The organism is Sphingomonas caeni, from assembly GCF_026013415.1.
Classification (GTDB): domain Bacteria; phylum Pseudomonadota; class Alphaproteobacteria; order Sphingomonadales; family Sphingomonadaceae; genus Sphingomonas; species Sphingomonas caeni.
This window is the reverse complement of the sequence record NZ_JAPDOK010000002.1, coordinates 375,071-388,415: the sequence shown is the minus strand read 5'-3', so window position 1 is coordinate 388,415 and position 13,345 is coordinate 375,071. Positions and strand designations below refer to the sequence as shown.

At 67.7% G+C, this 13,345-nt stretch carries 13 protein-coding genes; 12 read left to right on the top strand and 1 reads right to left on the bottom strand.

Annotated features, from left to right (window positions below; all coding sequences use genetic code 11):
* Position 1 precedes the first annotated feature (1 nt).
* The 12 genes from flgC (at position 2) to OF829_RS06530 (ending at position 10,300) form a co-directional block, all read left to right on the top strand.
* Positions 2–412 carry a flagellar basal body rod protein FlgC gene (gene flgC, locus OF829_RS06585; RefSeq protein ID WP_264939186.1) on the top strand — a complete coding sequence of 137 codons (411 nt, stop codon included), beginning with the start codon at positions 2–4 and terminating at the stop codon, positions 410–412.
* Between the two features lie 2 nt (positions 413–414).
* On the top strand, positions 415–1,104 hold the full coding sequence (locus OF829_RS06580) for a flagellar hook assembly protein FlgD (protein ID WP_264939185.1): 690 nt from the start codon (positions 415–417) through the stop codon (positions 1,102–1,104).
* Between the two features lie 24 nt (positions 1,105–1,128).
* Positions 1,129–2,427, top strand: coding sequence for a flagellar hook protein FlgE (locus OF829_RS06575; protein WP_264939184.1), 1,299 nt, complete (start codon positions 1,129–1,131; stop codon positions 2,425–2,427).
* Positions 2,428–2,453: 26 nt separating this feature from the next.
* Positions 2,454–3,197 carry a flagellar basal-body rod protein FlgF gene (gene flgF / locus OF829_RS06570; protein WP_264939183.1) on the top strand — a complete coding sequence of 248 codons (744 nt, stop codon included), beginning with the start codon at positions 2,454–2,456 and terminating at the stop codon, positions 3,195–3,197.
* A gap of 13 nt (positions 3,198–3,210) precedes the next feature.
* The gene (gene flgG, locus OF829_RS06565; RefSeq protein WP_264939182.1) at positions 3,211–3,999 is read left to right on the top strand and encodes a flagellar basal-body rod protein FlgG; all 789 of its coding nucleotides are present in this window, start codon (positions 3,211–3,213) and stop codon (positions 3,997–3,999) included.
* Positions 4,000–4,010: 11 nt separating this feature from the next.
* Positions 4,011–4,697 (top strand): flagellar basal body L-ring protein FlgH, encoded by a 687-nt coding sequence (locus tag OF829_RS06560; protein ID WP_264939181.1) that lies wholly within the window; start codon positions 4,011–4,013, stop codon positions 4,695–4,697.
* 14 nt (positions 4,698–4,711) lie between these two features.
* Positions 4,712–5,806, top strand: coding sequence for a flagellar basal body P-ring protein FlgI (locus OF829_RS06555; protein WP_264939180.1), 1,095 nt, complete (start codon positions 4,712–4,714; stop codon positions 5,804–5,806).
* Complete coding sequence (locus tag OF829_RS06550) at positions 5,803–6,129, top strand: rod-binding protein (protein WP_264939179.1); 327 nt, start codon at positions 5,803–5,805, stop codon at positions 6,127–6,129. Before OF829_RS06555 ends, OF829_RS06550 begins: the two co-directional genes overlap by 4 nt.
* A complete protein-coding gene (gene flgK, locus OF829_RS06545; protein ID WP_264939178.1) occupies positions 6,126–7,460 on the top strand; it encodes a flagellar hook-associated protein FlgK in 1,335 nt (444 codons plus the stop codon). Before OF829_RS06550 ends, flgK begins: the two co-directional genes overlap by 4 nt.
* Positions 7,460–8,344 (top strand): flagellin N-terminal helical domain-containing protein, encoded by an 885-nt coding sequence (locus tag OF829_RS06540; protein ID WP_264939177.1) that lies wholly within the window; start codon positions 7,460–7,462, stop codon positions 8,342–8,344. The genes flgK and OF829_RS06540 overlap by 1 nt, the downstream gene beginning before the upstream one ends.
* Positions 8,345–8,451: 107 nt before the next feature.
* The gene (motA, locus tag OF829_RS06535; RefSeq protein WP_264939176.1) at positions 8,452–9,315 is read left to right on the top strand and encodes a flagellar motor stator protein MotA; all 864 of its coding nucleotides are present in this window, start codon (positions 8,452–8,454) and stop codon (positions 9,313–9,315) included.
* A gap of 1 nt (position 9,316) precedes the next feature.
* Positions 9,317–10,300 (top strand): flagellar motor protein MotB, encoded by a 984-nt coding sequence (locus tag OF829_RS06530; protein WP_264939175.1) that lies wholly within the window; start codon positions 9,317–9,319, stop codon positions 10,298–10,300.
* Here the strand turns inward: OF829_RS06530 and OF829_RS06525 are convergent.
* Positions 10,275–13,139, bottom strand: coding sequence for a porin family protein (locus OF829_RS06525; RefSeq protein WP_264939174.1), 2,865 nt, complete (start codon positions 13,137–13,139; stop codon positions 10,275–10,277). The genes OF829_RS06530 and OF829_RS06525 overlap by 26 nt on opposite strands.
* Positions 13,140–13,345: the final 206 nt, after the last annotated feature.

The following is a 13,345-nucleotide window of genomic DNA, read 5'->3' as shown; positions in this document are numbered from 1 at the left end:
CATGGGCGACCGTCCCTTGAGCATCTTCCAGGTTTCGGGCCGTGCCATGTCCGCACAGCTCGTGCGGATGAACACGACCGCGTCGAACCTGGCGAACGCCGGCACCGTCGCGTCGAGCAGCCAGGCCGCCTATCGCACGATGAAGCCGGTGTTCCGCACCCATTTCGATGACGCGAGCGGCATGTCGACCGTCGATGTCGAGCAGATCGTCACCGCCGGCCCCGAGCCGACCAAGCGCTACGACCCCGGCAATCCCATGGCCGACAAGGACGGCAATGTCTGGGAGAGCGCGGTCAACGAGACGCAGGAGCTGGTCGACATGCTCGAGACCGCCCGTTCCTATCAAAACAATGTCGAAGTGATGCAGACTGCCAAGCAGCTCATCGTCGACACCCTCAAGCTGGGCCGCTGACCATGAGCTTCGATTCCACCCTCGCCGGTCTCGGCATCAACCGCTACGGCAGTGCCGCCGCCGCGCCCGCGCCGACCACCCAGGCTGCCGCCCAGTCGATGGACCAGGGCGATTTCCTGCGTCTGATGACCGCGCAGATGAAGAACCAGGATCCGTTCGATCCGGTCGACAACACCCAGATGGTCGCGCAGATGGCACAATTCTCGAGCCTGGCCGGCATCAGCGAGATGAACACCACGCTCAAGTCGATCCAGGATCGCCTCAACACCTCGGATCCGAATGCCGCGCTCAACTGGATCGGCCGCACCGTGCTGACGGAGGGCGCGACCGCCTATCCGCGCACCGGCGGCGGGATCGAAGGCGGGATCGAGCTCGACGGCGCGGCCGCCGGCGTCACCGTGACGATCCAGGGCGCGAATGGCGAGACGCTGCGCACCGTCGATCTGGGCGCGCAGCCCAAGGGCACGATCAATTACGACTGGGACGGCACCACCGACAGCGGCGAAGCCGCGGGCGCGGGTCCGTTCACGGTCAAGGTTTCCGCGCGCAACGCCGAAGGCGGCGTGGTCGGCGCCCGCAATCTCGTCTGGGCGCCCGTGACCTCGGTCGCGCTCGGCTCGGACGGCAAGCCCATCCTCACCCTGCCCGGTGTCGGCCAGGTCCCCATCACCGCCGTCCGCAAGATCGGCTGAGTCTTACCTAAGGAGCGTATTCCCATGTCCTTCTACACCTCGCTCAGCGGCCTCCAGTCGGCCCAGACCGAAATGGCGACGATCTCGCACAACCTTGCGAACGTCTCGACCAACGGCTTCAAGAAGAGCCGCACCGAATTCGCCGACGTGATCGCGTCGAGCGTGTCGCTGAGCCCCACCCAGATGATCGGTTCGGGCACGGTCGTGAAGGCGATCCGCCAGGAGTTCGGCCAGGGCGGCATGATCCAGTCGGCCTCGTCACTCGACATCGCGATCGCGGGCGACGGCTTCTTCGCGGTCAAGCCGAGCCTCGAGGACGCCAAGGTCGAATTCACCCGCAACGGCGCCTTCCTGGTCGATAGCGAGCGCTATGTCGTCGATCCGCAGGGCGGGCATCTCCAGGTCTATCCGGTCGACGGATCGGGCGCGGTGGTCGCGACCGGACTCGACGCGACGCAGAGCCTGCGCCTGCCGCTGGTGAGCGGCGTTCCCGAAGCGACCAAGAACGTCACGCTGGGCATCAACCTGTCGGGCAGCTCGGCGATCCCCGCCGATGCCTCGCGCTTCGACACCACGCCCTATGCCTTCGACCGGTTCGATCCGGGCACCTACAACCAGTCGACCCAGACGACGATCTATGACGCGGCCGGCAACGCGCTGACGCTGACCAACTATTTCGTCCGCGAGAGCGTCGCGACCTCGGGTTCGCCGACCAGCAACTGGAAGGTCTACAGCTTTGTCGGCGATCAGCAGCTGGGCGTCGACGCCACCGCTCCGCAGCCGATCACGCTGACCTTCGACGCCGCCGGCCGCCTCACCGCGCCGACCGCCGAGACCCAGTTCGCGCCCTTCACGCCGAGCGGCAGCACGGTGGAGCAGTCGATCGGGCTCGATTTCGGCACCAACACCACCCAGATCGCGGGCCCCTTCAGCGTCAACAGCCGCACCCAGGACGGGCGCGCGGTCGGCCAGCTCGAGGGCGTGACCTTCGGCGAGGACGGCATCGTCCGCGCGAGCTTCTCGAACGGCGACAGCCAGGCGCTGGGCAAGGTGGCACTCGCCAACTTCGCCAATCCCTCGGGGCTGCGCCAGCTCGGCAACTCGACCTGGTCGGCGACCGGCATTTCGGGCGAACCGCGCCTCGGCGAGCCGGGCCAGAACGGCTTCGGGTCGTTGATGTCGGGCGCGATCGAGCGCTCGAACGTCGACATCACGGAGGAGCTGGTCGGCCTGATCGCCGCGCAGCGCAGCTTCCAGGCGAACGCCAAGGCGCTCGATACCGCGAGCCAGATCTCGCAGACCATTTTCAACATCCGCAGCTGATCGAAACGGCTGAGGAGGAGAGTTAGATGGATCGTCTCGTTTACACGGCGCTGTCGGGGCTTCGGAGCAACATGCAGGCGCAGGCGTCGATCGCGAACAATATCGCGAACGCCTCGACCGTCGGCTACCGCTCGGACCGCGTCACCTTCGACCGGATGGTGCTGAGCGGTTCGCCGCTCGACACGCGCACCCTCGCGGCGGAGGAAACGACCGACGCCGACCGGACGGCGGGAACGATGATCCAGACCGGCCGCCCGCTCGACGTGGCGGTGAACGGCGATGCCTGGATATCGGTGCAGGCCACGGACGGCACCGAAGCCTATACGAGACGCGGCGACCTGAACGTCGCGCCCTCGGGCGTCTTGGAAACCGGCGACGGTTTCCCGGTGATGGGGTCGGGGGGCCCCATCACCGTGCCGCCCCATCAGTCGATCAGCGTTGCCAATGACGGCACCGTCTCGATCGTCCCCCCCGGGGGCGACCCCGGCCAGCCGCAGGTGATCGACCGCATCAAGCTGGTGAGCCCCAAGGGCTCGAACACGGTCAAGGGTCTCGACAATAACCTCCACGTTCGCGGCGGCGGCATCCTGCCGGCCGACCTCGACGCTACGGTGCAAAACGGAACCCTCGAGCAATCGAATGTAAACCTGACGCAGGCCTTGATCGACATGATCGAGAACCAGCGCAGCTACGAAGTGCAGGCGAACCTTCTCAAGGAAGCCAAGCAGATGGACGAGAGCACCGCATCGCTGATGCGCCTGCCTTCTTAAGGGAGTTTAGAGAATGGGTTCCTCGGCAATGCATATCGCGCGAACTGGGCTCGATGCTCAGGACATGCGCATGCGCGTGGTTTCGAACAACCTCGCCAACGTCAACACCACGGGGTTCAAGCGCGACCGCGCCTCGTTCCAGACGCTGGCGTACCAGGTCGTGACCGCGCCGGGTGCCGCGAGCACCGCGCAGACGCAATATGCGACCGGCATCAATCTGGGCACCGGCGTGCGCATCCAGGGGACCACCCGGATCGAGACGCAGGGCTCGCTCCAGACCACGGGCAATTCGCTCGACATGGCGCTGGACGGCGACGGCTATTTCCAGATCCAGATGCCCGACGGCACGCTGGGCTACACCCGCGCGGGCAATTTCTCGCGCTCGCCCCAGGGCCAGCTGATCACGTCCGAGGGCTATCAGGTGATGCCCGGCATCACCGTGCCCGAAGGCGCGACCTCGATCACCGTCGGCAGCGACGGCACCGTCTCGGCGACGCTGCAGGGCCAGACCGAGGCCAGCCAGCTCGGCCAGATCCAGGTGGCGACCTTCCCCAATTCGGCGGGCCTCCAGGCCAAGGGCAACAACTTCCTGATCGAGACCGCGGCGAGCGGCGCGGCGAGCCTCGGCAACCCCGGCGAGCAGGGCCGCGGCATGATCCGCCAGGGCATGCTCGAGGGCTCGAACGTCAACGTCGTCGAGGAGCTGGTCGATATGATCGAGACCCAGCGCGCCTATGAGGTCAATTCGAAGATGATCTCGGCCACCGACGAGATGCTCAAATACGTCAACCAGAACATCTGAGGCGGACCGGCATGACGCTCACCAAGTTCATCGCCGCGGGCACGTTCGTCGCCTTCGCGATCGGCACCGCCAGCCCGGCGCAGGCGCAGCTCTTCGGCCATCGCAAGCCGCGCGAGGATTTCTCCGCGACGATGCCGGCCGCCGAGCCCGTCGCCGCGCGCCCGGCGAACGGCAGCATCTTCCAGCCGGGCGACGGCTATGCCGCGCTCTATGAGGGCAATCGCGCGCGCCGCGTCGGCGATCCGCTGACGATCGTGCTGGTCGAGCGCACCACGGCCTCCAAGTCCGCAGGCACCAAGCTCGATTCGGGCGGCGGCTTCTCGATCACCCCGCCGACCGCGGGCCCGCTGTCGTTCGATCCGGGCGCAGCCAAGCTCAGCGGCGCCCGCAACTTCGCAGGACAGGGCGCGGCCGATCAGTCGAACGCGCTGTCGGGCGAGATCACCGTCACCGTCGCCGCGGTCTATCCGAACGGCACGATGCTGGTGCAGGGGCAGAAGCGCGTCACGCTCAACCGCGGCGACGAGTTCATCCAGATCAAGGGCATCGTCCGAATCGCCGATATCGACGCGAACAACCGCGTCCCCTCGACCCGCGTCGGCGACGCCCGCATCTCCTATACCGGCAAGGGCGATGTCGCCCGCGCCGCCCGCCAGGGGTGGCTCAGCCGCTTCTTCAGCGTCATCAGCCCCTTCTGAACGGAGCGCAGCACATGATCCGTTTCTTCCTGGCACTGCTCGCGGCGACGCTGCTGGTCTCTCCGGCGGCGGCGCAGCGCGTCAAGGATCTGGGCGCCTTCCAGGGCATCCGCACCAACCAGCTGACCGGTTACGGCGTGGTGGTGGGCCTGCCCGGCACCGGCGACGACAATCTCGAATATACCGTCCAGTCGATGCGCGGCGTCGCGTCGCGCTTCGGCTTCCAGCTGCCCGCGGGCGTCAATCCGGGGCTCAAGAACGCCGCGGTGGTGATGATCACCGCCGAACTGCCCGCCTTCGCCAAGCCGGGGCAGAAGCTCGACATCACCGTCTCGTCGATGGGCAAGGCCAAGTCGCTTCGCGGCGGCACGCTGATCATGACCCCGCTGATGGGCGCCGACGGCCAGATCTATGCGATGGCGCAGGGCAACCTCGCCGTTTCGGGCCTGGGCGCCGAGGGCGCCGACGGCTCGTCGGTGGTGGTCAACATCCCTTCGTCGGGCCGCATCCCCGAGGGTGCGACCGTCGAGCGCAGCGTCGACACCGGCTTCGACACCACGCCCTTCCTGACCTTCAACCTCTCGCGCTCGGACTTCACCACCGCGCAGCGCGTCGCCGATGCGATCAACACCCGCCTCGGCCAGGGCCGTGCCCGCGCGATCGACGGCGTGTCGATCGCGGTCACCGCGCCCCCGGGCGCCGATGTCCGCGCCAGCCTGATGAGCGAGATCGAGAATCTCCCGATCGAAGTCGCCGAGGCGCGCGCGCGGGTGATCGTCAACGCGCGCACCGGCACGGTCGTGATCAACTCGGCGGTGCGCGTCAGCCCCGCCGCGGTGACCCATGGCAAGCTCACCGTGCGGATCGAGGAGCAGCAGCGCGTCAGCCAGCCCAACGCCTTCAGCAAGGGCGAGACGCGCACCGAGCAGAGCAGCACCGTCGGCGTCGAGGAAGAGCGCCGCCCGATGTTCCTGCTCGAGCCCGGCCCCAAGCTCTCCGACGTCGTCAAGGCGGTCAACGCGATCGGCGCCTCGCCGGCCGACCTGGTCGCCATCCTCGAAGCGCTCAAGGAAGCGGGCGCGCTCAATGCGGAGTTGATCATCCTGTGAGCAACCTCGGTCCGATCGCCGGCAATGGCGGGGTCTCGGCGGATACGTCGCGCCTCGCCAATGGCCAGAATCTCGATGCCGCGGGCAAGCGGTTCGAGGCGATCTTCGTCAACATGATGCTCAAGTCGATGCGCACGGCGAAGCTGAGCGACGGCCTGTTCGATTCGAAGGCGCAGCAGCAGTTCCGCGACATGCAGGACCAGCAGCTTGCCGAGAGCATGGCCGCGCACGCGCCGATCGGCATCGGCAAGGCGATGACCGACTTCCTGAAGCGCGCCGTTCCCGTCGAAGCCGCGCCGCCCGCCGAGGGGAGTGGCGCATGAGCGACCTGCTCTCGATCGCCGCCTCGGGCCTGCGCGCCTATCAGACCGCGCTGACCACGGTTTCGGAGAATATCGCGAATGCCGGCACCGCCGGCTATGTCCGCCGCACCGCCGCGCTCAACGAAGTCGCGGCGCCGGGGATCGATTCGGGCCAGAACGGCATGGGTGTCGTGGTCACGGGGATCAACCGCGCGGGCGACGTCTATCGCTCGGGCGAGGTCCGCGCCGCCGCCTCCGATCTGGGCAAGACCGAGACCGCCGCAACCTGGCTCGACCGGATCGAGGGGGCGCTGACCGGCGACAAGCTCGGCGACCGGCTGACCGCCTTCTTCAATTCGGCCAACACCGTCGCCGCCGATCCTTCGGCGATCGCGCCGCGCGCGGCGATGCTCGAGGCCGCCACCAGCGTCGCCTCGGCCTTTACCGGCACCGGCAACGCGCTCGCCGCCGCCGCCGCCGATCTCGATCAGAGCGCCGATGCCGCGGTTTCGCAGCTCAATTCGCTCGCCGCGGGCCTCGCCAAGGTCAATGCCGGGCTCGGCCGCACCGCGCCGGGCACCGCGGGCGCCGCGGCGCTCAGCGACCAGCGCGACCAATTGCTCGAGGCGATGAGCGCGATCACCGACGTCTCGGCCAGTCTCGACAGCGCCGGCCGCGCGACCGTCCGCGTCGGCGGCTCGTCCGGCCCGGTGATGGTCCAGGGCGATCTCGCCGGCACCGTCACCTATGTCCATAACGACGAGGGCGCGGCCTCCTACTCGCTCTATCGCGACGGCCAGGCCTCGGTGCTCGCTCCCAATGCCGGTGCGCTCGCGGGCATGACCGAGGGCGCGACGCGCATCGCCGCGGCGCGCGTCCAGCTCGGCGCGCTCGCCGAAAGCTTCGTTCAGGGCGTCAACGCCGTCCAGGCCAATGGCCGCGATCTCAACGGCAATCCCGGCGAGCCGATCTTCGCCGCGGGCAGCGATCCCACCCAGGTCTCGCTCGCCCTTTCCGATCCGCGCGGCGTCGCTGCGGCGGCGGTGGGCGGCGGGCCACGCGACAATCGCAACCTCGCCAATTTCGTGACGCTGCGCCGCGATGGCGGGTTCGAGAGCCAGGTCACCGATCTCGTCACCGCCAACGCCTCGGCGCTGTCGGCGCGGCGTTCGGTCGCCGAGGCGCAGACCGCGATCCACGACAGCGCCGTCGCCGCGCGCGATTCGGCTTCGGGCGTCAATATCGACGAGGAGGCGGTCGACCTGCTCCGCTTCCAGCAAGCCTATCAGGCCTCCGCGCGCGTCATCCAGATCGCGCGCGAGACGCTGCAGACCATGTTGGATATCAAATAATGCGCATCGCCACGTCCCAGATGTTCGCGCGGCCGACCTCGCTGATGGCGACGCTGACCGAGAAGGCCGACGCGATCCAGACCTCGATCGCGACGGGCAACAAGTTCACCGCGCCCTCGAGCGACCCGGCCGCCTATCTGCGGCTCGACGGGCTCAAGCGCGGCAAGGCCGACGACCTGACCAACGCCGCCAATGTCAAGCTGGCGCAGGGGCTGCTGGGGCAAACCGATACGACCCTCGCGAGCATCGAGACCCAGCTCCAGCGCGTGAACGAGCTGACCGTCGAGGCCGCCAACGGCACGCTGAGCGACGACAATCGCGTCGCGATCGCGCAGTCGCTGTCGGCGATTACCGACGATCTCTATGCGCTCGCCAACACCAAGGACGTGCGCGGCCAGCCCTTGTTCGGCAGCAGCACCGGCGACACCGCCTATGACCGCGCCAGCGACGGCACGATCAGCTTTGTCGGCGCCGGTACGCCGTCGGAGATCCCGATCAACAACCATAGCAGCGTCCAGGCGACGATCACCGGCGACCGCGCGTTCGGCGACATGTTCGCGACGCTCAAGTCGCTGACCGATGCGCTCAATACCGGCGGCGACATCCGCGCGGCGGTGGGCGGCGCGCTCGACGGGCTCAAGGACAATCTGGCGGACGTGGCCGCGGCCCGCGCCTCGGTCGGCGCGCGCGGCGCGCGGCTCGATCTCGAGGCCGACCGGCTCACCGACGCTGCGATCGCCCGCGAGGAGAGCCGCACCGCAATCGAGGATACCGATATTCCAAGCGCGGTGGCCGAGCTGCAGAAGACGCTCACCGTGCTTCAGGCGACCCAGGCGAGCTTTACCAAGCTCTCCGGCATGTCGCTGTTCGATTATCTGCGCTGAAGGGCGCGCCGTTAATCATATCGCGACGGGTTTTGGCTGAAAGTTCGGGCGAAACGGTCGTTCAATAGCGGGGGCCGATCAGGGCTTCGGGGGAATTCGCAAGCGCCATGTTTCCGATAATCGGTCTCGTTGTCCTTCTGGTGATGGTCTTCGGTGGTTTCACGATCACCGGCGGCGCGCTTGGACCCGTGATGGAAGCGATTCCGCACGAGATGCTGATCATCGGCGGCGCCGCGCTCGGCTCGCTGATCATCGGCAACTCGATGAAGGAGTTGAAGGCGCTCGGCGGCGGCTTCGTGAAGGTGCTCAAGGGCGCCAAATACAAGAAGCAGGATTATCTCGACACGATCTTCCTCGTCTCGAAGCTGATGAAGATGCTGCGGACCGAGGGGCCGATCGCGCTCGAGCCGCATGTCGAGGATCCGAAATCCTCCGCGATCTTCGCCGAATATCCGCGCCTGCTCGCCGATCTTACCCTGGTTAACCTGATCGCCGATACGCTCCGCCTCGTCGTCGTCTCGTCGGGCACGCTCGACGTGCACGCGGTCGAGGAGGTGATGGACAATATGATCAAGACCCATCACCACGAGGTGGAAGGGCCGCAGCACACGCTCCAGAGCCTTGCGGACGCGCTCCCCGCGCTCGGCATCGTCGCGGCGGTGCTCGGCGTCGTGAAGACGATGGGCTCGATCGACAAGCCGCCCGCGATCCTGGGCGCGATGATCGGCTCGGCGCTGGTCGGTACCTTCCTGGGCGTGCTGCTCGCCTATGGCCTGATCGGCCCGCTCGCGAGCCGCCTCAAGCAGGTGATCGAGGCCGACGGCGCCATCTATCATGTCGTCAAGCAGATCATCATCGCCTCGCTCCACGGTCACCCGCAGCCGCTGGTGATCGAGGCGGCGCGCTCGGGCATCGCCCATAGCAACCAGCCGAATTTCGGCGAGGTGTTCGACGGCCTGAGGGGCAGGTAAGATGGCCGGGCGTGCACCGCACGGCTCGAACCAGCCCCCGCGGATCATCTACAAGAAGGTCTATATCGAGGGGCATGGCGGCCACCATGGCGGCGCCTGGAAGGTCGCCTATGCCGATTTCGTGACCGCGATGATGGCCTTTTTCCTGCTGATGTGGCTGCTGGGCGCGACCAACGAGAAGCAGCGCAAGGCGCTCGCCGACTATTTCGCGCCGACCCTGGTCGAGCTCAAGCAGAACAGCGCGGGTTCGAACGGCATCCTGGGCGGCGACGCGATCAACAGCCAGGACAATTATCCGAGCAAGGCCTCGCAGACCGGCACCAAGTCGCTCACCGTCCCCGTCGGCGGCGAGGGCGGCAAGGATGTCGGCACCGGCGAGAAGGGCACGCTCAAGGACCAGCGTGCGCTGACCGCGATGGACCAGAAGAATTTCAGCGAGATGAGCAAGCGCGTGCAGCAGCGCATGGCGCAGACGCCGTCGCTCGCCAAGCTCGCCAAGCATGTCCGCTTCGTGCCGACGCGCGACGGGATGCGAATCGACCTGATCGACGACGCCAATTATTCGATGTTCGATCTCGGCACGACCGCGCTCGTCCCCGAGGCGAACACGCTGATCGGGCTGATCGGCGAATCGATCAGCGGCATGGAAAACCCGATCATGATCCGCGGCCACACCGATTCGCTCGGCTATGGCGACCCGAACAATATGAACAACTGGATGCTCTCGAGCGGCCGCGCCGAGGCGACCCGGCGCCGGCTGTTCGCGGCGGGCGTTCCCGAGGTGCGCTTCGAGCGGATCGAAGGCGTCGCCGACCGCGAGCCGATGATCGAGGCCAACCCGGCCGATCCGCGCAACCGCCGCGTCTCGATCACCCTGCTCTATCGCAAGGCGGGCAACGGCTTCAACACGCCGTCACGCCCGGGGCTCGGCATGCGCCAGCCGGCGCTGCCGCCCGACGCTAGAAGAACAGCTTCCGCACGCTGATCCGGATTACCCGGCCCTGCGGATCGAGCAGGTCGGGCTGATAGCTGAGCGGCACCACGCCATTCTGATCGGTCACGCGCAGCCGCGCGTCGAAGATGTTGTCGACCGACAGCGTCACCCGCGTGCCCAGCAGCCAGCGATGCTTGCGCACCAGCCGGATCTGCTGACTGAGATCGATGAATGCGCGCAGATTGAGCGTGCCGAGCGGCGAGAAATCGAGCGTGTTGCCGCTGCCGAGCGTGCCCGAGCGCACCTCGGTCCCGCTCTGCCATTTGCCGATCAGGCGAACACCATAGCCGTCCTTCGAGATGCCGGCCTGTGCCTCGACCTCGTGCCGCGGCTGGCCGCCGCGGCTGCCCGTCGCCGAACCGTTGAGCAGGTCGAGCACCGGCAGGCCGGGCCCGATCACCACGCTCTCGCGGAAATGGATGGTGTGGTAGAGGCTGAGCTGGATGCGCCCGGCGAGCAGGCCGTTGGGCCCGCCGAGCTGGAATCCGCCACGACCTCCGCCGCCGCCGCCCCCGCGGAAGCCACCGCCACCGCCGCCACCGCCGCCGCCGTTGCCGAAAAAGCCCTGGCGTTGCTGGGGCGGGGGCTGCTGGCCACCCTGCCCGCCCTGACCCTGGCGGCCCTGCTGCCCCGGCCGCACGAACGGATTGGGGGGCGGCGGGCGCCCCTCGCGCGCGGCCTTTTCGCGCTCGGCCTCATATTGCTCGCGCCGGCGCTGGAATTGTTTCTCGATCGACGATCCGAGCGGCGCCGACCAGTTGATCCCCCAGCGCAGCTCCTCATGATCGGCGCGCTGGAAATTGATCGGGCGATAATCGACGCTCACCAGCCGCCCGCCGCCATCGCGCACGAAGCGCTGGGGGAAGGCCGCCTCGATCTCCGCGCTCGGGCTCGGAAAGCCCGAAATCTGGTTGCGGGTGGTGCTCTTCACATAGTCGGCGCTGATGTTGAGCGGCGAATCCTTGATCGGCGAGATGTTGACGCCGATCTTCATCACGTGGCGGCTGTCCCCGGTCAGGTTGGGATTGCCGCCGCTGATCGAGGTGATCTCGGCGGTCTCGCCGCGAACATAGTCGAACACGCGCGTGAACGGCGTGAGGACCGCCGGATCGCCGAGCTGGTTGGGGCTGGGCGCGCCATCCTCGTCGGTGACCGAGGCGATGATCCTGACCGCGGGCACCGGGCTCCACACCGCGCCATAGCCGGTGGTGAGCAGCGTCCCGAAGTCCGAAAGCTGCTCGACCTCGATATTGGCGTTCAAGGAGAAATTGCCGATCGCGGTCGGCCCGCCGCGCTGGCGGTTCGAGATCGGGATATCGATATTGAGCTGGCTGCTGCCGATATCGCGCGAGACGCTGCCCTGGCGCGAGACGCCGGCGCGCAGCGACGCGCTGTCGAAATCGGTGGTCCGCCCGCTCACCCTGAGCGCGATCGAGATGTCGCCGCCGGGCAGCTTGGCGATGGGGCCGTTGACCAGCGCATCGACCGATCCGACGCTCGAGGCCGAGCGGGACAGGTCCGGCGGCCGGGTCCCAAGCAAGCCGAGCGGGATCGGCCCGAACGGATTGAAGCCCGGATCGTTCGCGGTCAGCCGCGCCTGCATCAGCGTCGGGTCGATGCCCGTATCGGTCAGCGAGCGCGAAGTCACGCGGTCGTAATTGCCGGTGACCGACCAGCGCCACGGCAGCGCGTCGCCATTGACGGTAAAGCCCAGATGCGCGGTGCGGTTGTTGCTCGTCCGCTGGAGCGGCAGCTGGCCGTCGGCATAGCGCGAGAGCTGCACGCCCCGCGTGAAGGGCGAATAGGGATTGCCGTTCGGGAGCTGGAGCGTCACCCCCGGCGCCCCGAGCAGCGCCTGGCGGTCATTGGCGTCGAGCCGCACGTTGAACGAGGCGCTGACCTTGGGCGAGATGGTCGGGCTCCATGTGCCGCCGATCGAGAGCTGCTGGCTGGGCGCGACCAGGGTGCGATAGGAGGAGACGTCGCTGGTGTTGCGCGGGCTGTTCGCGAAACTTGCGAGCGTCGGCGCCCCCGTGGCGGCCGAACCGGGCACCCCGGCGATCGTCATCGGCGTGCCTGCCAGCCCGCTCAGCGCCGGATCGATTTCGCCGCTGCCGCCGGGCGCGGTCACATTGCCGCGGAAATCGAACAGGGACGTGGTAGTCGGCACCACGTCGCGCTCGCTCTCGAGCAGGCCCGAATTGCCGTTATAGGTGACGTCGAGGTTGATCCGCCCCCGCCGGTTGATCTTGAGGATGTCGATCTGCGCGCGGACGTTCGAATTGCCCCCCGCGGTCGGCATGCCGCCCCCCGCCTCGACGGTGATCGCGCGGAAGCGCGGGCGCAGCACGATGTTCACCACGCGCTGATCGGCACGATAGCCGAGCTTGAGCGCCGCCTCCTCGGGCAGGATGTCGGTGCGCTCGATCGCCTCGACCGGCAGGTCGCGCAGCTCGGCGAAGCTCGAGATGCGACGCCCGTTGAGCAGGATCACCGGCCCGCCGCCGTCGCGTCCGCGCGAGCTGCGCGTCTGGGGTCCGAGCTCGGTCACCAGATCGGCGATGCTGCTGACGCCATAGGCGCGCACGTCCGCCGAATTGAGCGTCACCTCGGGCTTGATATCACCCGGCACCGCGCCGCGAATCTCGCCGGTGACGATGATGTCCTCGTCATTCTCATCGGCCGAAGGCCTGGGCGTAGGCGTCGGTTTGGGCGTGGGGGCCGGACTGGGTGCGGGAGCCGCCTGCGCCTGCGCGAACGCCGCCACCGGTGTCAATCCGATCCCCAGCACCCCGAGCGCGCAGCCAAGCCTGAGCCCCGTCTTCGTCATCGCCGTCCCAAACTCCCAACGCCACGGCGCGAAGGCCCTGCCCTGCCGGATCCCGGCGGTACTGGCCGGAACTTGTCGCATAATTACGCCAGTTTGCGGAAAAATTGCAGCGCCGCATCATTCGGGCGAATCCGCCAGCGTTGTCAAATCGCTCGACAAAGACGGCGATTGACGTGAAACAGAGTTGCACCAGAGAAAATCTGGGC